The sequence below is a fragment of the Bacillus sp. EAC genome (genome assembly GCF_002156875.1).
Lineage (GTDB): Bacteria > Bacillota > Bacilli > Bacillales > Bacillaceae_G > Gottfriedia.
On record NZ_NCSY01000001.1, the window covers coordinates 620,284 to 642,439 of the forward strand.

At 33.0% G+C, this 22,156-nt stretch carries 23 protein-coding genes; all 23 read right to left on the bottom strand.

Annotation, left to right across the window (positions count from 1 at the left end; translation table 11 throughout):
- Positions 1 to 17 precede the first annotated feature (17 nt).
- The 23 genes from fliY to dprA all read right to left on the bottom strand — a co-directional run bounded on the left by fliY (position 18) and on the right by dprA (position 22,101).
- Positions 18 to 1,238 (bottom strand): flagellar motor switch phosphatase FliY, encoded by a 1,221-nt coding sequence (fliY, locus tag B7R65_RS02785; RefSeq protein WP_088041216.1) that lies wholly within the window; start codon positions 1,236 to 1,238, stop codon positions 18 to 20.
- The gene (fliM, locus tag B7R65_RS02790) at positions 1,231 to 2,229 is read right to left on the bottom strand and encodes a flagellar motor switch protein FliM (RefSeq protein ID WP_088041217.1); all 999 of its coding nucleotides are present in this window, start codon (positions 2,227 to 2,229) and stop codon (positions 1,231 to 1,233) included. Before fliM ends, fliY begins: the two co-directional genes overlap by 8 nt.
- Before the next feature lie 28 nt (positions 2,230 to 2,257).
- Positions 2,258 to 2,686: a flagellar basal body-associated protein FliL gene (gene fliL, locus B7R65_RS02795; protein WP_088041218.1), complete on the bottom strand. Its 429-nt coding sequence runs from the start codon at positions 2,684 to 2,686 to the stop codon at positions 2,258 to 2,260.
- Between the two features lie 4 nt (positions 2,687 to 2,690).
- On the bottom strand, positions 2,691 to 2,900 hold the full coding sequence (locus tag B7R65_RS02800; protein WP_088041219.1) for a flagellar FlbD family protein: 210 nt from the start codon (positions 2,898 to 2,900) through the stop codon (positions 2,691 to 2,693).
- A 43-nt stretch (positions 2,901 to 2,943) separates the two neighbouring features.
- Positions 2,944 to 4,209 (bottom strand): flagellar basal-body rod protein FlgF, encoded by a 1,266-nt coding sequence (gene flgF, locus B7R65_RS02805; RefSeq protein ID WP_088041220.1) that lies wholly within the window; start codon positions 4,207 to 4,209, stop codon positions 2,944 to 2,946.
- A gap of 73 nt (positions 4,210 to 4,282) precedes the next feature.
- Complete coding sequence (gene flgD, locus B7R65_RS02810) at positions 4,283 to 4,723, bottom strand: flagellar hook assembly protein FlgD (protein WP_088041221.1); 441 nt, start codon at positions 4,721 to 4,723, stop codon at positions 4,283 to 4,285.
- A 3-nt stretch (positions 4,724 to 4,726) separates the two neighbouring features.
- The gene (locus B7R65_RS02815) at positions 4,727 to 6,025 is read right to left on the bottom strand and encodes a flagellar hook-length control protein FliK (protein ID WP_088041222.1); all 1,299 of its coding nucleotides are present in this window, start codon (positions 6,023 to 6,025) and stop codon (positions 4,727 to 4,729) included.
- Between the two features lie 30 nt (positions 6,026 to 6,055).
- Complete coding sequence (locus B7R65_RS02820; protein WP_088041223.1) at positions 6,056 to 6,664, bottom strand: MotE family protein; 609 nt, start codon at positions 6,662 to 6,664, stop codon at positions 6,056 to 6,058.
- Between the two features lie 14 nt (positions 6,665 to 6,678).
- Complete coding sequence (gene fliJ / locus B7R65_RS02825; RefSeq protein ID WP_088041224.1) at positions 6,679 to 7,119, bottom strand: flagellar export protein FliJ; 441 nt, start codon at positions 7,117 to 7,119, stop codon at positions 6,679 to 6,681.
- A 2-nt stretch (positions 7,120 to 7,121) separates the two neighbouring features.
- Positions 7,122 to 8,438 (bottom strand): flagellar protein export ATPase FliI, encoded by a 1,317-nt coding sequence (gene fliI, locus B7R65_RS02830; protein WP_088041225.1) that lies wholly within the window; start codon positions 8,436 to 8,438, stop codon positions 7,122 to 7,124.
- Positions 8,425 to 9,204, bottom strand: a complete 780-nt coding sequence (fliH, locus tag B7R65_RS02835; RefSeq protein WP_179194742.1) for a flagellar assembly protein FliH — start codon at positions 9,202 to 9,204, stop codon at positions 8,425 to 8,427. The genes fliI and fliH overlap by 14 nt, the downstream gene beginning before the upstream one ends.
- Positions 9,197 to 10,216: a flagellar motor switch protein FliG gene (fliG, locus tag B7R65_RS02840; protein WP_088041227.1), complete on the bottom strand. Its 1,020-nt coding sequence runs from the start codon at positions 10,214 to 10,216 to the stop codon at positions 9,197 to 9,199. The genes fliH and fliG overlap by 8 nt, the downstream gene beginning before the upstream one ends.
- Positions 10,217 to 10,226: 10 nt before the next feature.
- Positions 10,227 to 11,822, bottom strand: a complete 1,596-nt coding sequence (gene fliF / locus B7R65_RS02845; protein ID WP_088041228.1) for a flagellar basal-body MS-ring/collar protein FliF — start codon at positions 11,820 to 11,822, stop codon at positions 10,227 to 10,229.
- A 64-nt stretch (positions 11,823 to 11,886) separates the two neighbouring features.
- Positions 11,887 to 12,189, bottom strand: coding sequence for a flagellar hook-basal body complex protein FliE (gene fliE / locus B7R65_RS02850; RefSeq protein ID WP_088041229.1), 303 nt, complete (start codon positions 12,187 to 12,189; stop codon positions 11,887 to 11,889).
- A 16-nt stretch (positions 12,190 to 12,205) separates the two neighbouring features.
- Positions 12,206 to 12,664, bottom strand: a complete 459-nt coding sequence (flgC, locus tag B7R65_RS02855) for a flagellar basal body rod protein FlgC (RefSeq protein WP_179194743.1) — start codon at positions 12,662 to 12,664, stop codon at positions 12,206 to 12,208.
- 3 nt (positions 12,665 to 12,667) lie between these two features.
- Positions 12,668 to 13,063: a flagellar basal body rod protein FlgB gene (flgB, locus tag B7R65_RS02860; protein WP_088041230.1), complete on the bottom strand. Its 396-nt coding sequence runs from the start codon at positions 13,061 to 13,063 to the stop codon at positions 12,668 to 12,670.
- 464 nt (positions 13,064 to 13,527) lie between these two features.
- On the bottom strand, positions 13,528 to 14,307 hold the full coding sequence (gene codY, locus B7R65_RS02865; protein WP_088041231.1) for a GTP-sensing pleiotropic transcriptional regulator CodY: 780 nt from the start codon (positions 14,305 to 14,307) through the stop codon (positions 13,528 to 13,530).
- 34 nt (positions 14,308 to 14,341) lie between these two features.
- Positions 14,342 to 15,733 (bottom strand): ATP-dependent protease ATPase subunit HslU, encoded by a 1,392-nt coding sequence (hslU, locus tag B7R65_RS02870; protein WP_088041232.1) that lies wholly within the window; start codon positions 15,731 to 15,733, stop codon positions 14,342 to 14,344.
- A gap of 11 nt (positions 15,734 to 15,744) precedes the next feature.
- Complete coding sequence (gene hslV / locus B7R65_RS02875; protein ID WP_088041233.1) at positions 15,745 to 16,290, bottom strand: ATP-dependent protease subunit HslV; 546 nt, start codon at positions 16,288 to 16,290, stop codon at positions 15,745 to 15,747.
- 48 nt (positions 16,291 to 16,338) lie between these two features.
- A complete protein-coding gene (gene xerC / locus B7R65_RS02880) occupies positions 16,339 to 17,238 on the bottom strand; it encodes a tyrosine recombinase XerC (RefSeq protein WP_088041234.1) in 900 nt (299 codons plus the stop codon).
- 64 nt (positions 17,239 to 17,302) lie between these two features.
- Positions 17,303 to 18,607 (bottom strand): FADH(2)-oxidizing methylenetetrahydrofolate--tRNA-(uracil(54)-C(5))-methyltransferase TrmFO, encoded by a 1,305-nt coding sequence (trmFO, locus tag B7R65_RS02885; protein WP_088041235.1) that lies wholly within the window; start codon positions 18,605 to 18,607, stop codon positions 17,303 to 17,305.
- A gap of 115 nt (positions 18,608 to 18,722) precedes the next feature.
- The gene (gene topA, locus B7R65_RS02890) at positions 18,723 to 20,798 is read right to left on the bottom strand and encodes a type I DNA topoisomerase (protein WP_088041236.1); all 2,076 of its coding nucleotides are present in this window, start codon (positions 20,796 to 20,798) and stop codon (positions 18,723 to 18,725) included.
- A 424-nt stretch (positions 20,799 to 21,222) separates the two neighbouring features.
- Positions 21,223 to 22,101, bottom strand: coding sequence for a DNA-processing protein DprA (gene dprA / locus B7R65_RS02895; protein WP_088041237.1), 879 nt, complete (start codon positions 22,099 to 22,101; stop codon positions 21,223 to 21,225).
- Positions 22,102 to 22,156 lie beyond the last annotated feature (55 nt).

The following is a 22,156-nucleotide window of genomic DNA, read 5'->3' on the forward strand; positions in this document are numbered from 1 at the left end:
AATTCCTCCAAAATATATTATTTTAAATTATTTAATCGATCACTTTTACTTACTATATCTGTTACACGAACTCCAAAATTCTCATCAATTACAACTACTTCACCTTTTGCAATTAATTTAGAGTTTATTAAAATTTCAACAGGTTCTCCGGCAAGTTTGTCCAACTCTAAAATCGAGCCTGTCGTTAACTCTAGAATTTCTTTAACAGAACGTTTAGTTCTACCTAATTCAACAGTTACATTTAAAGGTATATCGAATAACATATTTAAATTTCTAGCTTCATTTTCAGTAATTGAAACTGGTTGAAGTTGCGAGAAAGCAGCTGGTTGTACAGTTTGGTTACTAATCGGACTAGACCCACCTATCATTTGATTTCCAAGAGACGGACTTGAAGGAGTAATATATACCTCTTGTTGATGTTCCACTCTTTCATTTTGAATCGGTTGTTGATAAGTTTGTGCTGACGGTTGTGAAACCTGTTGAGTAACCTGTTGTTGTGTTACTGCTGCAACAGGTTGTTCAACTTGTTGTTGAGCTGGTTGATTTAAACTAAATAACTCATCAACTAATTGCTTACCAAAATCAAATGGTAAAAGCTGCATGATATTAGAATCAATTAGCTCTCCTACTTTTAATCTAAATGATACTTTTATTAAGTACTCATCTTCAGGAACTCTATTTGTTCCTTCACCGATTTGGAAATCGATTAATCCAATTGTTGGGGGCGAAATATCTACCTTTTTCTTGAAAATTGTACTCATTGACGTAGCAGCTGAACCCATCATTTGGTTCATCGCTTCTTGAACTGCACTTAAATGAATCTCATCTAACTCAGTATCCTCAACAATTCCATCTCCGCCTAACATAAGGTTTGCAATTATTGAAGCGTCTCTAGTATCAATTACAAATAAATTCGCACCCATAAAGCCCACTGTATATGCAACTTGAACAGCTACATATGGAGATTTAAATTCATCCCCTAAGCTTTGACGATGTAATACAGACAAACTCGGAGTCGTAATTTCTACTTTTTGGTTCAGTAAAGTTGATAAAGCTGTTGCTGAACTTCCAAATGAGATATTACCAATTTCTCCTAAAGTGTCCATTTCAATTGAAGACAATAAATCCTCCAAAGGGGGTAAATCTTCTGTTGTATCTGTTTCAATTGGCTCTTCATCTAAAGAGCCACCTTTTAATAGTAGTTCAATTTCTTCTTGAGATAGGATTTTATCACTCATCGCTATTTCCTCCCCCTTTCAACTCATCTAATATTTGAATGGCTATTTTCTTTCCTACGACACCTGGTTGAGCATTAAATTTATAGCTTTCGCCAATTTTAATATCCAGTGGCTGTTCCGTATTTTTGTCCAATACAATTACGTCTCCAACATCTAAATTTAATAAGTCATTAATTGAAATGGTTGTCTTACCTAATTCAGCGATAACATTTAAATTGGTTGTATTAATGCGTTTTTTGATAAATTCTGTTTCCTCAACATTTTTAGGTTTTGTATTTGGTTGCATCCAATAACGTACAGATAACTTTGGTATCATTGGTTCCAATACAACGTGAGGAATACAAATATTGATCATACCAGTCGTATCACCGATAACAGTATTAAATGAGATAACGACCACTGTTTCATTAGGTGAAACAGTTTGTAAAAATTGAGGATTTACTTCAAAATCCGTTAATTCTGTTTCGATATCTGCAATTGTACTCCATGCTTCTCGAAGATTTTCAACAGCTCGCTCAAATAATTGAGTCATTATACGCGTTTCTATTTCTGTTAAATTTTCTACTTTATTAATACTACTTCCTTGACCACCTAAAACTCTGTCTAACATTGCATAGGCAATATTCGGATTAATTTCAAAAATTATTCTTCCGTCTAAAGGCGGTACTTCAAAAACGTTTAAGATCGTCATCTTAGGGATGGAACGAATAAATTCCTCATAAGGTATTTGATCTGTAGAAGCTACGCTTATTTGAACATACGTCCTTAATTGCGCTGAAAAATAAGTTGTTAAAAGTCTCGCAAAATTCTCGTGAATCCTTGTTAAACTTCGGATATGGTCTTTTGAAAATCGAAGTGCACGTTTAAAATCATAAACCTTGACTTTTCGTTCACTTTCTTCTTTTTTTAGTTCCTCGGCATCCATTTCACCAGTTGAAATAGCTGAGAGAAGAGCATCAATTTCATTTTGTGATAAAACTTCTCCTGACAAGTAATTCACCTCCTCTTATAGTAATCGACTATTGTAGGATGAATGAGGTGGTGTACACTTTTTCAACTTTTCCATCCTGCATTATTCCATTTAATTTATCTTTTATTGTTTTTTCTAATAAAGAAATACTATCTTTTTGTTTAAATTGTTCGCTATCCATTTGAGCTAACTGTTGAATTATTTCATTTTTCACTTGGAAATCTCTCTTTTCTAGCTCTGTTTTAGCATCTTTACTTGAAGTTTGAATCGTATATGAGATTTTAATAAAATCACCATTTTTTAAATTCGTCGTAATTTCTGGTACATTGACTGAATACTTTATAATTTCATCAATCGATGGCTCACCATTTGATGCTTTTACGTTTACTTTATGAATTATTATGACAGTAACTGTTCCTATAAGCGCAATCGCTAACAGTAGCACGATCATGATATTGACTAACTTATTTTTAAACAATGGACTACGCCTCCATTTTTTTATCTGTACCTAATAATTTAATTGATTGATAATATGCAGTGACTAAATTAACCACTTCTGCTTCAGATTCTTTCACAAAAAACTTATGTCCATTTGTTAATGTAATCGTTGTATCTGGAAACGATTGAATTTCTTCTATATAAATTGCATTTAATGTGAACTTATTACCATTTAGTTTTGTTAAACAAATCATAAAATGAGAGGACTAAGAAGAACTTAATCCCCATTCACCTACCTTAACGTTTTAAGTTAACAAGCTCTTCTAAAATTTGGTCAGAAGTTGTAATAATTCTTGAGTTTGCTTGGAATCCTCTTTGAGCAACGATCATATCTGTAAATTCTTCAGATAAGTCAACGTTTGACATCTCTAATGTACCTGCTTGTACAACACCACGAGAGTTACCTGGAGTCGCAACATTCGGAATACCAGAGTTATTACTTTCTTGGAATGTGTTACCACCAGTTTTAAGTAGACCACCTGGATTAGAGAAAGTAGCTAATGCAATTTGACCCATATTTTTTACTTGACCGTTAGAGAATACCCCTGTAATTTCTCCTGATTGACCAAAAGTAAAACTTGTTAATGACCCTCCTGGATATCCATCTTTATCTTTTACAGATACAGAAGATGCAGCACCAGTCTGATTAATTCCACTAAAGTTAATGTTTGATAAATTAATAGTTTGTGCGCCATTTCCAGGGTTATATGCAACAGGTGTAACAACTGGTGTTGCTGTTAGTTGTCCATTCGTTCCATATGATAGATTCGATGTAGCTAATGTGCTAGCTGGTGTTTTTGTATCAGTTACAGCTACGCTCCAAGTCGAAGGAACTACACCTAGAGCACTCGTTTTTGTAAAAGTTGCATTTAACGGGATCTCATTACCTAATGAATCTCTTATTGATAAATCTAATTTTACAGTTGTTGCTGGAACAGCAGGTGGTCCAGCTACAGCAGTTGTACCATTACTATCTAAGTTTCCAGCTAAATTTATATAAGTAGTTGCCTGCGGTAAAATCGTTGCGTTTTTATCAATAGATAAGCTTACTAATTTACTAGTATTTGGAAGTCCTGTTACAGGATCCATTGCGTACCCTTGAACTTTTAATCCATCAGAGTTAACTAGATTACCAACACTATCAATATCAAAATTTCCAGCACGAGTATAATATTGTTGATTACCATTCTTAACAACGAAGAATCCGTCCCCATCAACACCTAAATCTAGTAATCTACCTGTAGTTTGTAGACTTGAATTTGTCATGATTGTATCAATTGAAGCTAACGCTGAACCTAATCCGATTTGCTTAGCATTTGTACCACCACGATTATTTTGAGCACTACTTGCACCTGACATTGTTTGGCTTGCAATATCTTTGAAAGTTACTCGTCCTTTTTTGAAACCATACGTGTTAACGTTAGCAATATTATTACCAATTACGTCTAGTTTTGTTTGGAAGTTTTTCATTCCACCGATCCCTGAATACATTGAACGAAGCATTACTTTTTCCTCCTCATGTAAGTTAACCCTTACAAACTGTAAAATGTTTTTTATTTTGTTGTCTCTTAATCAGTTAAGTTATGTCACTTATTGTTGAGATATATTCTGTATAAGTAGATTTACCATTTGTTAAATTGACTTTAAACCCATTACTATTGCGCTCAACTGATTTTACAGTTCCTTCTTCAACAGTAGTTGTTTTTCCGTCTTCAGAAACTACAATATAGGACACTTTTTTACCGATTAATTCACTGAATTGTAGTAAGTTTGTTGACATATGTTCAAGGAAGTTGTTCAAAGATGTATTCATATTTGTCATTTGTTCAAGTGAAGAAAATGTCGCTAATTGAGCAATATAATCCTTATCCTGCATCGGATTTAATGGATCCTGATTTCTCATTTGTGCCATTAATAATTTTAAAAAATCATCTTTTCCAAGATTATTTCCATCTTTTGTACTTGTTTTAGAATCCGATTGACTGATTGATTTTAATGCATCTGTAATTGTGTTCATTTTCTAAAGGCTCACTTCTTTCATGAACTCATCTAAAAACGATGAATCCAAATCGTCATCGTTACTAGACTGTTTTGATTGATTTTGTTGTTGGTTTTGCTGCTGATTATCTCGCTCTTTGTTTAAATATGATGAACGATCCGCTTGCAATGATTGATACAGGTCAATCTTTTCAACTTGTAGATTATTTAATTGGAATGCTTGCTTCAGTCCATCCATATTTGATTGCAATAGCTCTTTAGCTTTTGCAGAAGATGCAATAATCGTTGCCATCATTCCATGTTCGTTTTTAACTAGTTCGATTGAAATTCGACCTAGATTTTCTGGGAAAAGTTTAATAAATATTTTCTGTTGCCCCATCTCATTTGAAAAAGCACTTTTCTGAATAATATTCTGGAAGTCTCTTACAAATTGATTTGCCTGCGCTTTATTTGTTGTTTTCCCTACATATAATGCAAATTGCTTTATTGATTCACCTGAAAAGTTTTGATTTGAGAATGAAGAATCTTGATTATCCGTTTCATTCAAACTAATTTTAGTGGTAATCGTCTCATTTTTTGATTCACCATTTAAAACATTAACATCTTTACTATTCGTTGGTGTTTTTATATCAACTTGATTAAATGAGTTTGTTACTATGTTTTCAATTCGATCTGAAAGACTTTTTATTTGGTCTTTACTTATTCCCTTTTCGGATAAATACTGTCCAATTACTGATAAAAAACCCTTTAAATCTTCTTCTGATAATTCAACCTTAGAAGTATCGTCAGTTATATTTTCTGTATTAATTGTTTCATTCATTTTTGATAATATTTTTGTCAGCATGTCTGATAAATCTTCTAAATCATTTAATCCATTTAATTTAAGTTTTTCATCAACTGAAAGGATTGCATTCATAAAACCCTTTGAATCAGTTGTTAAAACTCCTTCTGGCATAATTAGATTTGAATCTACTTTTGTTTGTGAAGGGTCATTAATAAATGATTCAAGTTGTTTTTGAATAATAGATTGTAATAAAGATAGGATATCTAATATGCCACTTGATTCGCCTTTATCATTTGAATCCACATCATTTATCTTTTCATTTAAATCATCAATTAATTTCTCTAGTTTTTTTATATCTGCATTCCCGTCAGTATTTTTAACTAGTTTCGTTTGATCATCTTTCGGTTGAACTGTTTGAAGAGATTGTGAATTCTTCATTATCTTTTCAAAAGATTTATTATTCTTTTGAAAGTATGAAGATTTTGATTTCAATTGATGCACTAAATTAACTACGTTTTTATTATCAATCCCATTCATACTGTTCACCTCCTTCCACTCCTACTTCAGTTATCTAGATTTAGCTGTCATCATAGATGTAAACTTAGCAGCTTTTTTAACATCCATGTTTCCCAAAATGTTTGTTACTGCTTCGTTTTTTAGGTTTGAAAGAATATAGAAAGCCTCGTCATCAGATACTGTTGATAAAATTTGTGCTGCTTGTTTAGCTGACATTTCTTCATAACTCGAAAATAGTTTTTTTGATAAAGCTTTCTTTTCTGCTTCGGAATCAATTGTTGAATTATTTCGTTCTTCTAAATCCTTTATTTGTTGTCTTAATTTTTCTGCTTCGATTCGTAAGCTTGTAATATGCTGTTCCTTTTCTCTCGACTGACTTTTTAAAGTTGTTAATTCTGCTTGAATTTTCGCATTTGTTTCAGTCAGTTTACTTACTTTATCTTTTAATTGATCTTTATCCGATAAAGGGATATCATCCTTTACCAGCGAGTTTACGTAAGGAATGTGTGATGCAATTTTTCTTGCCTCTTTCGATACATTAAAACCTGCAACATTTAAGATCACAGCTGCAATTGCAATCGTAAAAATCATTGGAATCAAAAAGACAAAAATAAAGTATTGAAAGACTCCGTATTCTTTTTCATTAGTTTCAATTTGCATTAGTTCATCACCTATTAGTTTCGATTCACAAATTGTTGAAGAGAAATATCATCCATGAGTTTAGACTCTAAACTAAGTAAATTTGAGTGATGAAGTTTCATCGCTTTTTCCTTCATTTTTTCAAATTTCTTCACTTCGACATTTTGACCAAGTAATTCTTCTTGTTTTTCAAGCATCATACTTCTTGTTCTCATTACATCCACTTGTGCTTTTGAGATATCTTTTTCAAGTGCATCTCTAAACAGTTGCTGCTGTTTAATTCCAATTATTGAAAGACCGTGATTTAATTCAAGCTCAGTATGCTCATCTAACATCTCTTTTTTTCTTAAAAGTTCATATAATTTAGTAGCTTCTCTTTCAAATGTTTTAACAGCAGCCTCATAAGTCATTTGAACCTGTTCTTTTTCTTTTTGCTTTATCGTTAATATTTTCTCAAACCTGAATGGAATCGCCATTTTTAGTCACCTTTACTAACAATTGAAGACAGTAACTGCACTGTTTCTTCAGTTGAAAAATTTTCATGAACAGACTGTTTAAAAAATTCTACTATTTTAGGGTAGTAATAAATTGCTTCATCAATTTCAATACTAGAACCCCGTTTATATGCGCCTATATTAATCAAATCCTCGGAATTTAAATAAGTGGCTAATAAAGTTCGAATTCGGTCAGCTAATTTCATATGAACTTCATTTACTATTGAAGGCATTACCCTACTAACACTTTTTAAAACGTTTATTGCTGGAAATTGGCCCTTATTGGCTAATTCACGATCAAGAACGATATGTCCATCTAATATTCCTCGAACTGTATCAGCAATTGGCTCATTTAAATCATCACCATCAACTAATACGGTATAAAATGCACTAATGGTACCAAGTTCACTCGTACCAGTTCGTTCAAGTAACTTTGGTAAAATTGCAAATACTGAAGGTGTATACCCTTTTGTTGTTGGAGGTTCACCTGTAGCTAATCCAATTTCACGTTGTGCCATTGCTACCCGAGTAACACTATCCATCATGAGCATGACATTTAGACCTCGGTCTCTAAAATACTCAGCAATTGCAGTAGCAGTCATTGCACCTTTAAGTCTCATAAGTGCGGGCTGATCAGATGTTGCAACTACAACGATCGATTTCTTTAATCCCTCTGGTCCGAGATCCCGTTCAATAAACTCTCTCACTTCTCGACCACGTTCACCTATTAAAGCAATTACGTTTAGATCAGCGTTAGAGTTCCTTGCAATCATACCCATTAAAGTACTTTTACCAACCCCACTACCAGCGAAAATACCAATACGTTGTCCATTACCAACACTTAGTAACCCATCAATAATTTTTACTCCAACTTCCACTTGATCTGAAATTGGTGGTCTTTTCATAGGATTAGGTGGTTCATTTTCTGTTGGTACCGACCTTAATCCTTTTGGTAAATTCGTACCATCTAGAGGCTCACCTAATGAATTGACAACTTGTCCTATTAATGAGTTACCAACCTTAACTTGAAGTGGACTACTAGTTGTTTCAACAATACAACCAGGTGAAATATCGTGCACATTCGTAAATGGCATTAATAAAACATTTTCATCATTAAAACCAACTATTTCGGCATGAACTTTTTTTTGTTTGTTTTTATCAAGATAGATATAACATAAGTCTCCAATTGACGCTTTTGGACCTTTTGATTCAATCATTAATCCGATTACTCGTAATACTTTTCCGAATCTTCTATATGAGTCAATTGAAGGTAGTTGTTGAATAACCTTAGTGAGTTCCATCTACTTCCTCCTGACTTAATTGTAGGAGTTTCTTTGAAATTTCACTTAATTGAACATCAACACTTGCATCAATTCTTCCGAATGTTGAATCAATTACACAACTACCGATTGTTAATGTGTCATCAGGATAAATATAGAGCTTTGATTCATTCAATAATATTTTTTCTAATTCTTCACGTTGATTTATTACTAAATCATATTGTGTAGGATGAACAGTCAATCGAATATCTTTTTCTTCCCTAATTTCATGCAATACTTTTTTTACGATTGGAATGATATGCTCCTGGTTTTGATCTATTTCATGTAATAGAATATGGCCTGATACAGCTAAGCCTAGTTTTAGGATTGCTTCTTCACTTTCTTCTATTCTATTTAAGTAATCTACTTTTGAAGCTTCTACCACTTCTTTTGCTTCGTTTAGTAGACTCTCATATTCATGAAAAGCAATTTGTCTACCCTCTTCTTTACCTAAATTGATTCCTTTTTCTCTAGCTACTTCAATTAATTCAGTCTTTTCTTCAAGCCAATGTTGCTTCATTTGTTCAATTTCTGATTGAGCGTCACTTTTCATTGACTCAATCTCTAATTTCAATTGTTCCAAGTGATTTTGATAGGTTTGAATTTCCTCTTTAATTGTCGCTAATCGTTCATGCTCGGATTCAATCATATTTAGTTCTTCGGGTTGAAAAAATACTCTTTGGATTCCAATTGTTTTTGATGGAGTTGATTCAAGTTGTAATTGTTGTCTTTTTATTAAATTAGACAATGATATCCTCTCCTCCACCTCTTGCAACTACTATAATGCCAGACTCCTCTAATCTACGAATCGTTGAAACGATACGAGTTTGAGCCTCTTCTACATCACGTAATCGAACTGGTCCAAGGTATTCCATTTCTTCCATAAATGTTTCTGCCATACGATTTGACATATTTTTGAAAATAACATTTTTAACTTCTTCACTAGATACTTTAAGTGCAAGCATAAGATCTTCATTTTCAACATCTCTAATAACGCGTTGAATTGAACGATTATCAAGAGTAACAATGTCTTCAAATACAAACATTCTCTTCTTAATTTCTTCTGCTAGCTCCGGATCTTGAACTTCTAATGCTTCTAATATTGTTCTTTCTGTACTACGGTCAACACCATTTAATACATCAACAACTGATTCAATACCGCCAGTTTGAGTGTAATCTTGAGTCACACTAGTTGATAGTTTTCTCTCTAATAGCTGTTCTACTTCATTAATAATTTCCGGCGAAGTAGAATCCATTAATGCGATCCTTTTTGCAATATCAGCTTGCATATCCTGAGGTAGTTCAGAAAGAATCTGACCAGCCTGAATTGAATCAAGATACGATAAAATAAGTGCGATTGTTTGAGGATGCTCATTTTGAATAAAGTTTAATATTTGAGACGGATCCGCTTTTCTAGCAAAATCAAAAGGTTTCACATGTAATGATGAGGTCAAGCGATTGATAATTGTTTGAGCTTGATCTCCACCTAATGCTTTTTCTAAAATTGTCTTTGCGTATCCAATACCGCCTTGTGTAATGTATTCCTGCGCTAATGCAATTTGATGAAATTCTTCAATAATACCTTCTTTATCTCTTGACTCTACTTTTCGTACGCCAGAAATTTCAAGCGTTAATCTCTCAATTTCTTCCTCTGATAAGTGCTTATACACCTGAGCAGATACATCTGGACCAAGAGAGATTAGAAGAATAGCAGCCTTTTGCTTACCTGTTAGCTCATTTGATTTGTCTTTTTTAGCCATTGTTCTCCTCCTAGTCCTCTGAAATCCAGCTGCGTAATAATTTTGCAAATTCTTCAGGTTTTTCTTTAGCTAATTTTTCTAATTGTTTTCTTCTTACTGTACCGTCAGTTTCTGTTTCATTATTAATGTCTGGAACATCAATAATTGGTTGAGATAAGTCTTCAACCGTAATTTCATCTTCACGTCGCTTACGAAGTAATAAGATTAATAGAATGATAATGATTAATAATAAAACGCCACCTGCAATGTACATCCATAATGGAATAGTCGATTGTGTTGTACTCATTGTCGGCTCTTTTCCTTTAAATTGAGTAACTGATACTGCCACTTTATCATTCACTTGAGCTTGACTTAACTCTTGTCCAGCAGGATTGTATCCTTTATCAATCGATGTTTTAACAATTGTGCCAAGCATTTGCTTAATTTCATCAATTGTCTGCTGTGGTAATGAGTTTACATCCTTTGGATTTGGTGGTTCAATCGCAAGTTGAATACTTAAATCACGAATTTTATAAGGGCTTTCTACAATTTCATTTTTTATGTGATTTACATCGTAATTAATTCGATCTTCAGTTTTTGTGTAATCACCATTTTGATTATTATTACTTGCTTGGTAATTAGCAATGTCTTCTTGACCAGTTCCTGCTACTCCACCATTAGTAGGTTTTGAGCCCGCATAAGCTTCTTTAATTCTTTCCGAACTGATTGCAATCCCTTGCATATTTTCTTTGTCTACAGGTTCAACAAGGTCTTGTTTACTCTTCTTTTGAGAAAAATCAATATCAGCAGTTACACCTACAGCAACCTTATCTTGTCCCATCATTTTTCCAAGAAGCTGTTGGACGCGTAGTTGTACATTACGTTCAATATCGTTTTTAATTTTTTGTTGAGATGCATAATCCGATCCATCAGAACCTGGATTGTCACTAGGGTTATTTAATTCAAAACTATCAAAATATTGATTCGTTATGACGATATTAGATGTAGGCAAATTCGGTACACTTTTTGAAACTAAATGAAAAAGTGCAGTCACTTGTTCTTGGTTAAATTTGTAACCAGGCTTTGTATCTAAAACAATTGATGCCGAAGCCTCTGAAGTATCATCTGTCATCCACACACTCGGTTGAGGTAAATTAATCATTACCTTCGCATTGTTAATTCCATCTATTTCTTTCATCAGGTTTGCAAGCTCGTTTTGCATAGCTTCCAACTTAACAACATTAAACTCGCTATCAGTCATGCTAAAATTGCTATTTTTTGTAAAAAATGCATAATCGATTGTTCCTGAGTCTGGAATACCTTTTGATGCAAGATCCACCTTTAACTCATTCACAACATTATCAGGCACATAAATTGTTTTACCATTATCTTTAATTTCTGATGTGATTCCTTTAGCATCTAGAGACTCTTTAATTTGACCAGTTTCTGCAGGAGATAGATTACTATATAAAGGAACTAAATTCTCTTTTGTTAAAAAATAAGTACTTAATGCAAATATAAATACTAATAGAATAGGTAGTCCTACAATCAAAGATTTTTGTTTGAATGTGCGATTACTCCAATAATTCTTTGACTGAGCTAACCATCCTTTCATCTTTTCGTTCATTCCAATCCCCCAGATGTTTCTTCAAAATATGAAAAACATTTTATGTTTATTTTAGTAGATTCGTTTACATCTGCATTCTCATCATTTCTTGGTATGCATCGATGACTTTATTGCGTATTTCCATCGTTGTTTGTAACATAATGCTCGATTTTTCCGACGCAATCATAACATTATGTAAATCGACGTTTTCACCTCTTACTAACTTATTAGTAAGATCATTTGATGCAAGTCCAGCATCATTTACTTCTTTAATCGAATCTTTTAAAAAATTTGCGAATTTAGATTGTACGTCTCCTGATGTGTTTACACTCGATGCTGGCTTTAAAGCTTGTACATTTAAAGAATTAATTTGATTGATAAGAGTCATTTAATATTTCCCTACCTTATTTTCCAATTTCTAGTGCTTTCATTAAAAGCCCTTTAGATGCATTCAATACTGTAACATTAGCTTCGTAAGATCTTGTAGCACCCATTAAATCAACCATTTCTTTTAATGGATCAACATTGGGCATTTGTACGTATCCATTTTTATCAGCATCTGGATGCTCTGGATTATAAACAAGTTTAAACGGCGATTGATCTTCTGATACTTTTGTAACTTTGACACCGTTCCCAGCGCTGCTATTAGCACTGATAGATTCATTAAAAAAAGTAGAAAAACTATTATTTGAATCACTAGAAGAGATTTCAACCATTTTTCTTCTATAAGGTTGCCATACTCCGTTGACCATTTTAGATCTTGTCGTTTCCGCATTCGCCATATTAGATGAAACAACATCCATTCGTAGCCTTTGCATAGTAAGAGCAGAAGCGGATATATTTATACTATTAAATATACTCACTAATTATTTCCCCCCTCTAATAACACTCTTCAATGAATTAAATTGACTATTTAACCTCTCAACTAACGCCTGGTTATAAATTTGATTCTCAGCCATTAATGACATTTCAGTATCCAAGTCAACGTTATTCCCATTATGAGAATACGACGTGTTATCGCGTTCAACCATCGAAGTACCTGAAGCTTGTCCATATTTAAAATCAAAATGTTTACTATTTGTTTTGTTTGCGATAAAGCTCGAATTCATTTCGTTGTCTAAAAAGCTTTTAAATGAAACATCCTTCGCCTTGTAATTTGGTGTATCTGCATTTGCAATATTTTGAGATATTGCATTTTGCTTTTGTACGGAATAATTAAGCCCACTTTCTAATGCAGTAATTGTACTAGAAAATAATTTCATGTGTTCCTCCTCTATATCTATCAAAAAAATGTCATTTTTTTACAAAAAACGTCATATTCTCTTTAATATATTAAAATTTAGACAATTTGTTCCAAACTACTACTTTTAAATTATATCTATGTAAGAGATTCATTGAAACTGTATATTTTCACATATTACAAATGGGTATATAGAACTAAAATATTATGTATTTTGAAGTCATATTGATAAAACGTATGAAATATTTTCTATATAATATGACAATCTATTTCATATTTGAAATATTATCGTAATAATCATACTATATATTACCAGCAATAGACATAATTTGATATACGTTTCATAATAATTTAAATATTTTGTCTAAAACTATTTATGGAAATTTTACAAAAATATGCTTGTTTCTGTATAAATTATACATTTAAGTCAAATCACGACAAAAAAAGCCTTATCCATTTTTGGATAAGGCTTTTTAAATCTATTTATTAGTTTGATTTTAACTTTTCTAATTCTATTAAGAATTTATCATTAAGTACTTTAATGTAAGTACCTTTCATTCCTAATGAACGAGACTCAATTACACCAGCACTCTCTAATTTTCGTAATGCATTTACGATTACTGATCTAGTAATTCCAACTCGGTCTGCAATTTTACTTGCTACTAAAAGACCTTCATAACCATTTAACTCTTCGAAGATGTGCTCAATAGCTTCTAATTCACTATAAGATAGAGAAGAAATCGCCATTTGTACGACAGCTTTACTTCTTGCTTCTTCTTCAATTTCTTCAGCTTTTTCACGAAGAATTTCCATACCTACTACAGTAGCTCCGTATTCAGCTAGAATTAAATCATCGTTTTCAAATTCATGATTGATACGTGCAAGTACTAGTGTACCTAAACGCTCACCACCACCGATAATCGGTACAATTGTTGTTAATCCGCCAGCAAATAATTCTTTATTTTCAACTGGGAATGCAGTGTATTCGCTATTGATATCAAGATTTGAAGATGTTTCATTAATATTAAATAGGCTTTGAGTGTACTCTTCAGGGAACTGACGATCACTGAACATTTTTTGCATACGCTCATTTTCAATTTTCTGATGTAAGCCATAACCTAATAATTTACCTTTACGACTTAAAACAAATACATTTGCTTCAATTACTTCTTCTAATGTATCAGCCATCTCTTTAAAGTTAACTGGCTTCCCTGCTGATTGTTGTAATAACTTATTAATTTTTCTCGTTTTGTCTAATAATTGCATCTTTCTAAATGCCTCCTATTTAATTGTACGATTCCTATAAAATAAACTGACTAATATCTTTATCTTTTGCAATATTTGCGAGTTTTTCATTTACGTACTGTGGTGTGATTAGTATATTTCCCATTTGGATTTCAGAAGCCTCAAAAGACAGGTCTTCAAGAAGTTTCTCCATAATGGTATGTAGTCTTCTAGCGCCAATATTATCAGTTGATTGATTTACATCAAAAGCAATTTCAGCTATTCTACGTATAGCATCGTCAGAAAATTCGATTTGTATACCTTCTGTAGACAATAATGCTTTATATTGTTTAATAATTGAGAAATCAGGCTCAACTAAAATTCGAACAAAGTCATCGACAGATAATTTTCCAAGCTCTACACGGATAGGGAAACGCCCTTGTAGTTCTGGTATTAAGTCTGAAGGTTTTGAGATGTGGAAAGCACCCGCTGCAATAAATAGTACATGATCCGTTTTAACAGGGCCATATTTTGTAACTACAGTACTTCCTTCTACTATTGGTAGAATATCTCTTTGTACCCCTTCTCTAGACACATCTTGATGAGAATTTTGTTTACTAGCAATCTTATCAATTTCATCTATAAAAATAATACCTAATTGCTCTGCTCTATATACCGCTTCTTGCGTAACTTCATCCATATCTATTAATTTCTGTGCTTCCTCATTAGTAAGAATTTTACGTGCTTCTTTAACGGGAAGCTTTCTTGTTTTTGTTTTCTTTGGAAATAAACTTCCTAATGATTCTTGAAAGTTCATCCCCATTTGTTCCATTCCAGTTCCTTGCATAAAATCTAACATTGGAGCCTGTTGTTGCTCAACTTCAATGGATACAAGTTCATCTTCTAGTTTTCCAGATAATAGTTGAAATTCTATGTTTCTTCTCTTTGATGTTAATTCTGTATCATTCTCTTCTTGCTCAGTATTAGCGTTTTGCGAATCTTGACTAAAAAGCATCTCAAGTGGATTTTTAAATGAAGATTGTTTTTTCATGCTCGGCACTAAAATTTTTATTAATCTTTGATTTGCATTCTTTTCAGCTTGATCTTTCACCTTACTCATACGTTCTTCTTTTACAAGTCGAATTGATGTTTGGACTAAATCTCGAACCATAGATTCTACATCTCTTCCTACATAACCAACTTCTGTAAATTTAGTAGCTTCTACTTTAATAAAAGGTGCACCAACCAGTTTTGCCATTCTTCTAGCAATTTCAGTTTTACCTACCCCAGTTGGTCCAATCATTAATATATTTTTAGGTGAAATTTCTTCACGGAATGATTCTTCTAGTAGACTTCTACGATATCGATTACGGAGTGCAATTGCTACTGCTTTTTTCGCTTGATGCTGTCCAACAATATACTGATCCAGTTTTTCAACAATTTGACGAGGCGTGAAAGAAGTACCCATATTACACTCTCCTATTCTAATTCTTCTAAAATTATATTTCCGTTCGTATAAACACAAATATCACTTGCAGTTTTTAAACTAGCATATGCTATTTGCTTTGCTGAAAGATTGTCACCTGCATTTTCCTTTAATGCTCTACCTGCCGCTAACGCATAATTGCCTCCAGAGCCTATCGCAAGTATTCCATCATCAGGCTCAATTACCTCACCAGTTCCTGAAATTAATAATAGAGAATTGTGGTCCATTACAATTAGTAATGCTTCGAGTTTATGTAAAACACGATCTGTACGCCATTTTTTCGCTAATTCAACAGCTGCACGTTGAATATTACCATTATATTCAACTAACTTACTTTCAAATAACTCAAAAAGTGTAAATGCGTCAGCTACAGATCCAGCAAAACCTGCTAAAACTTTCCCATTAAAAAGCTTACGAACTTTTCTTGCCGTGTGCTTCATTACTACTGCATTTCCAAATGTAACTTGACCGTCACCTGCCATCGCACTTTTACCATCGTGTTGAATTGCAAATATCGTTGTAGCATGAAAATTGGACATAAATACCCTCCTTAGAAATATCGATTGATTTCTAAAATTGAGCAAGTTTTAAGCTCTAGGATGATGTAAATTGTATACCTTTTGTAATCTTTCCTTCGTAACATGAGTATAAATTTGGGTAGATGATAAATTCTCGTGCCCTAAAAGTTCTTGAACACTTCGAATATCTGCTCCACTATCTAGCATATGTGTAGCGAATGTATGCCTCAACATATGTGGATGAATCTTATTTGTTAAAGAAGTATCTTTAATCATTTTCTCTAAAATGACTCTTACTCCTCTTGGTGTAAGTTTCATACCGCGATGATTCAAAAAAAGATCATCATTATTTTGCTTATTAGCTACTATCAGTCTATTTCTGCCATCTTCTATATATGTATGAAGTGCTTTTTCTGCAAAACTACCAAATGGAACATAACGTTGCTTGTTCCCTTTACCTGTTACTAAGATCGTTCCAATATGGAAATCTATGTCTTTTAGTTTCAAACTACAGCATTCGCTAACTCGAATACCTGTTGCGTATAGCAATTCTAATAGAGCTTGATTACGTTGGCCAAGCTCTGTATTTAGATCGCTAATTTTAAATAGTTTTTCAAGTTCTTCTTTATATAAAAATCGTGGTATGATACTTTCTTTTTTAGGAAGTGACGCTAAAACAAAAGGGTTTTCTTTTGCTTCGTTTTCACGCATGAGAAAACGATAGAAACTTCTTAAACAAGAAATGTGTTTGGAGACTGAACGTCTCGAAAGCTGTTTATCATGCAAAGTTGTTAAATAGAGACGAACATCAGAATACGTAACTGAAGAAAATGAAGTAATAGATTGTTGCTCCATAAAAACTAGAAATTGTTCAATAATTTTTTTATAACCATTTAATGTGTATTGTGAAGAGTTTTTCTCTAATTGTAAATACTGAATAAATAATTGACACAATATTTTAATATTCAAGGTAATTTCTCCTCACAAGCCACTACATACTAACATAGAAAGTAGCTATTTGCAATTTATTTTCTTAACATTCTACAAAATTCATAATAGAATTTAATGCACGATTCGCGTAAGCTTCATAACGTTCTTGTTTTCTTTTAATTTTTTCTTCAAGTCTTGGGAATAAACCGAAATTCGCATTCATTGGTTGGAAGTGTTTTTCACTTGTCGTCGTAATATAATTCGACATACTCCCGATTGCAGTTTCTGCTGGGAATGTAATTAATTCTTTTTCCATAACAAATCTTGCCGCATTAATTCCTGCAACTAATCCAGAAGCTGCTGATTCAACATAGCCTTCTACCCCCGTCATTTGACCTGCAAAAAACAAATCATTACGACCTTTAAATCGGTATGTTGCTTCTAATAGTTTAGGTGAATTTATGAACGTATTGCGATGCATTACACCATAGCGCACAATTTCAGCATTTTCTAAGCCAGGAATTAATTGTAGAACCTCTTTTTGTGGGCCCCATTTTAAATGCGTTTGAAAACCTACTATATTATATAACGTACCTGCAGAATCATCTTGTCTTAATTGAACAACTGCATGTGGAATTTTACCTGTCTTTGGATCCTCTAATCCAACTGGCTTCATAGGGCCAAATAAAAGGGTTTGTTTTCCGCGATTAGCCATTACTTCAACAGGCATACATCCTTCAAAGAAAATCTCTTTCTCAAATTCTTTTAATGGAACAGTTTCTGCAGTAGTTAATGCTTCATAGAAACGGTCAAATTCTTCTTCAGTCATCGGGCAATTTAAATATGCTGCCTCACCTTTATCATATCTTGATTTTAAATATACTTTATTTAAATCGATGCTTTCTTTCTCAACTATTGGTGCCGCTGCATCATAAAAGTAGAAATAATCTTCACCTGTTAAGTCTTTTAACTTTTGTGACAGTTCTGGAGAGGTTAATGGGCCTGTTGCAATTATAGTCGGTCCTTCTGGAATTTCTGTCATTTCTTCATTATATACAGTTACATTTGGGTGATTTTTAACATATTCTGTTACGCGGTTTGCAAATTCATGTCGATCAACTGCAAGCGCTCCTCCAGCAGGTACCGCACACTCATCAGCAGAACGAATAATAACTGAATCCAGTCTTCTCATTTCTTCTTTTAATACACCAACCGCATTCGTTAAATTATTTGCTCTAAGTGAATTACTACATACTAGCTCAGCAAATTTATCTGTATGGTGAGCAGGTGTTTGTCTTACAGGTCTCATTTCGTATAAGTGAACTTTAATGCCTCTTTTAGCAATTTGATAAGCTGCCTCACTTCCTGCTAAACCAGCACCTATTACATTAACAAATTGTTCTTTCATTAATAACTCCTTCTACGCTGTTAATTCATTTACGTTTTTTATTTTAATATTCTTTTCTTAATTATAACTTAATGAAATTTGCAATATGAAAAGGAAAAGTGAGCAAATTAATTGCTCACACTTGTTGATCCTCTTTGTAATCACATGAAACACATTGAACTTGAATACCTTTTTTCATTTTCTTTTCGACTAATAAGTTTTCACATTTTGGACAAGGTCTTGAAATTGGTTTATCCCACGATAAGAATTCACATGAAGGATAATTCGTGCAACCATAAAAAATTCGATTCTTTTTCGATTTACGTTCAATAATATTCCCGTCTTTGCATGTAGGGCATTTAACTCCTATATCTTTAACGATAGCTTTTGTATTTCTACAGTCTGGAAAGTTTGAGCATGCCATAAATTTTCCATATCGGCCCATCTTAAAGACCATTGGATTCCCACAGAGATCACAATCTTCACCCGCAGGCTCATCTTTGATTTCAACTTTTTGCATTTCTTTTTCAGCTATTTCTAAGTGCTTTTCAAAACCCTTATAAAATTGATCAATAATTTGAATCCAGTTAACATTACCATCTTCAATTTTATCAAGGTCACCTTCCATCTGAACGGTAAATTCAATGTTGATAACCTCAGGGAAAAATTCTAGCACCAAATCAAATACAATCTGACCAAGTTCTGTTGGTACAAATCGTTTATTATCTAACGAAACATATCCTCGCTTTTGAATTGTTTCTAAAGTTGGAACGTACGTAGATGGTCGACCTATACCTAACTCTTCTAACGTTTTTACTAATCTTGCCTCTGTATAACGTGGAGGCGGTTGAGTAAAATGTTGCTCCGGTAAAACATTTTCAAGTTTGACACTCTCACCCTCGACTAATGGAGGAAGAATACGATCTTTTTCTTCAGTTCCGTCATCATTACTTTCAATATAGACTTTCATAAAGCCTGGGAATTTTACGACAGATCCATTCGCTCTAAATATCACATCATTATTTATTAAATCTACTTTTACAGTATCTAAAATAGCAGATGCCATTTGACTTGCAATAAATCGTTCCCAAATTAGTTTATAAAGTCGATACTGGTCACGACTTACATGAGCTTTAATTGTATCTGGTGTACGTAATGTTGAAGTTGGTCTGATTGCTTCGTGAGCATCTTGTACTTTATCAGATTTTTTTTCTGCCTTTTTATTAGTTGCGATATAGTCAGCACCATATGTATCTTTAATAAATGCTTTTGCTTCTTCAGCTGCTACATCCGAAATTCTCGTAGAATCCGTTCTCATATATGTTATTAATCCGACTTGACCTCCGCTGCCTAAAGAGATACCTTCATACAGTTGTTGAGCAATCATCATCGTCTTCTTTGCACGCATATTCAGTTTTCTAGCAGCTTCCTGTTGAAGTAAAGATGTTGTAAACGCCGTTGCTGGATTTCTTCTACGTTCCTTTTTTGTCACACTTTGAACGATAAAGTCATCACCTTTAATTTGCGATAGAACTTTATTTACATCTTCTTCAGATCCAAGTTCTAGCTTTTTACCATTCACCCCATAAAAGAATGTATCAAACGAATCTTTTTTTGAAATCCCATTACTTTTGATCGTCCAGTATTCCTCTGGTTGGAACACATTAATTTCCTTTTCTCGTTCAATAATCAATCTTAATGCAACTGATTGTACGCGACCAGCACTAAGACCTTTTTTTACTTTCTTCCATAATAAAGGGCTGATATTATATCCTACTAAACGGTCAAGTACCCGTCTAGCTTGTTGAGCATCAACTAAGTTCATGTTAATTGGTCTCGGTTTTTTAAACGATTCTTTAATCGCGTCTTTTGTAATTTCATTAAAAACTACACGACAATCAGAAGATGTATCAATATTTAATGTATTTGCTATATGCCAAGCAATCGCTTCACCTTCGCGGTCTGGATCGGCCGCAAGATAGATTTTTTTTGCTTTTTTAGCAGCTGTTCTTAAATCCTTTAATACAGGACCTTTCCCTCTAATTGTAATGTACTTTGGATTGTAATCGTTTTCTATCTCAATCCCCATTTGACTTTTAGGTAAGTCTCGAACATGTCCCATAGAAGCAATTACTTTAAACTTCTTACCTAAATATTTTTCAATGGTTTTGGCCTTTGAAGGGGACTCCACTATAACTAAATTTTCTGCCATTATTTAAGCCTCCTGAGAGTTTATTAATCAAAACCCTCTGTATTCCTATTTCTATCTTTCTTTTATAATTATGAATTATGTAAGACATTCATTATAAGAAGAGTTCAATTAGTTTTTTAATTTTCCTTCATTCAATTTCAAATTGTATAGTTTAATCTATACATTAGTCAAATTAATTTTAGATATAAAATAACACAAGTCGCAATAGTATTGTCAATTTTTTGTAATATAAACTTATTTTTTTATTTTTAACTCTTTTAAACTACATAGTTAATATTCACGAAATTCACTATCCTTTATGATGGACTAAGCGCTAAGTATCAATACTTGTTCCTATTTAATAGGTAGCGACTATACTGAAATGCCGCATATACCTATTTCATAAAACTATTTAAAATACAACAATACTCTTACAGTACGATCTTTAAGCAAAATCTATAAATTCTTCTATAATATCTTTAGAGCATGTGATCAACTTCGCACCTTCTTGAATTAATTGATTGCTTCCCTTATATTCATCCATTATAATCGGACCTGGCACTGCGAATACCTCTCGACCATTTTCAAGTGCAAAATTTGCAGTAATCATAGTACCACTCTTTTCTTTTGCCTCTAATATGATTAACCCTTTTGATAGACCTGCGATGATTCGATTTCTCCTAGGAAAATATCTTTTTTCCGGCTGTATATAATGGGGATATTCACTAATGACTAAGTGATTTGATATCATTTCATTAAATAAATATGAGTTTGCTTTTGGATAAATAGTATTTAACCCACTACCGATGACTGCAATTGTTTTTCCTCCATGATGCATTGCTGCTTTATGAGCTAATGTATCGCACCCAAGTGCCATTCCGCTAACAATAATCCAATTTTCTTTAACAAGTTCCTTAACAAACGAATCACAAGTTAGATTTGCAAATTTCGAAGGTTTTCTAGACCCAATTATACTTAATTTAAAATCTGATTTTAGTAGATTTATATCACCTTTCAAGTACAAAACAAACGGTGGATCATAAATTTGTTTTAATAATTCCGGGTACATATCACTATAGATTGTTATAAACTTACTATTATTTTGAACATTAAAATCAAGAATATCCGAGATAGAAATAGAATGAAGTTGTCTGTACAATTTTTCAGAGGATTTTGCAGTAAGGTGAAATGTAGATTTGAAAAATGAAGGTGAATAGCGATAGAGGTCTTTTAATTCTGGATCAAATTGAAGGATCTTACTCATTGCTAAATAATTATCAAATAAACAAGTATTCAAATGAATTAATCGATTTTCTTTATTCATGTTATCTCCTTTCACGATAGGAAAGTAGCCCCCAATAATGGAGGCTACTATAAAA

Bases quoted from the DNA above. Each gene is read 5' to 3' on its own strand.
- fliY (WP_088041216.1), bottom strand. From the start codon at position 1,238: ATGAGTGATAAAATCCTATCTCAAGAAGAAATTGAACTACTATTAAAA.
- B7R65_RS02800 (WP_088041219.1), bottom strand. From the start codon at position 2,900: ATGATTTGTTTAACAAAACTAAATGGTAATAAGTTCACATTAAATGCA.
- flgF (WP_088041220.1), bottom strand. From the start codon at position 4,209: ATGCTTCGTTCAATGTATTCAGGGATCGGTGGAATGAAAAACTTCCAA.
- flgD (WP_088041221.1), bottom strand. From the start codon at position 4,723: ATGAACACAATTACAGATGCATTAAAATCAATCAGTCAATCGGATTCT.
- B7R65_RS02815 (WP_088041222.1), bottom strand. From the start codon at position 6,025: ATGAATGGGATTGATAATAAAAACGTAGTTAATTTAGTGCATCAATTG.
- B7R65_RS02820 (WP_088041223.1), bottom strand. From the start codon at position 6,664: ATGCAAATTGAAACTAATGAAAAAGAATACGGAGTCTTTCAATACTTT.
- fliJ (WP_088041224.1), bottom strand. From the start codon at position 7,119: ATGGCGATTCCATTCAGGTTTGAGAAAATATTAACGATAAAGCAAAAA.
- fliI (WP_088041225.1), bottom strand. From the start codon at position 8,438: ATGGAACTCACTAAGGTTATTCAACAACTACCTTCAATTGACTCATAT.
- fliG (WP_088041227.1), bottom strand. From the start codon at position 10,216: ATGGCTAAAAAAGACAAATCAAATGAGCTAACAGGTAAGCAAAAGGCT.
- fliF (WP_088041228.1), bottom strand. From the start codon at position 11,822: ATGAACGAAAAGATGAAAGGATGGTTAGCTCAGTCAAAGAATTATTGG.
- fliE (WP_088041229.1), bottom strand. From the start codon at position 12,189: ATGACTCTTATCAATCAAATTAATTCTTTAAATGTACAAGCTTTAAAG.
- flgB (WP_088041230.1), bottom strand. From the start codon at position 13,063: ATGAAATTATTTTCTAGTACAATTACTGCATTAGAAAGTGGGCTTAAT.
- codY (WP_088041231.1), bottom strand. From the start codon at position 14,307: ATGCAATTATTAGACAAAACGAGAAAAATTAATAAGTTATTACAACAA.
- hslU (WP_088041232.1), bottom strand. From the start codon at position 15,733: ATGGGTACTTCTTTCACGCCTCGTCAAATTGTTGAAAAACTGGATCAG.
- hslV (WP_088041233.1), bottom strand. From the start codon at position 16,290: ATGTCCAATTTTCATGCTACAACGATATTTGCAATTCAACACGATGGT.
- trmFO (WP_088041235.1), bottom strand. From the start codon at position 18,607: ATGAAAGAACAATTTGTTAATGTAATAGGTGCTGGTTTAGCAGGAAGT.
- topA (WP_088041236.1), bottom strand. From the start codon at position 20,798: ATGGCAGAAAATTTAGTTATAGTGGAGTCCCCTTCAAAGGCCAAAACC.
- dprA (WP_088041237.1), bottom strand. From the start codon at position 22,101: ATGAATAAAGAAAATCGATTAATTCATTTGAATACTTGTTTATTTGAT.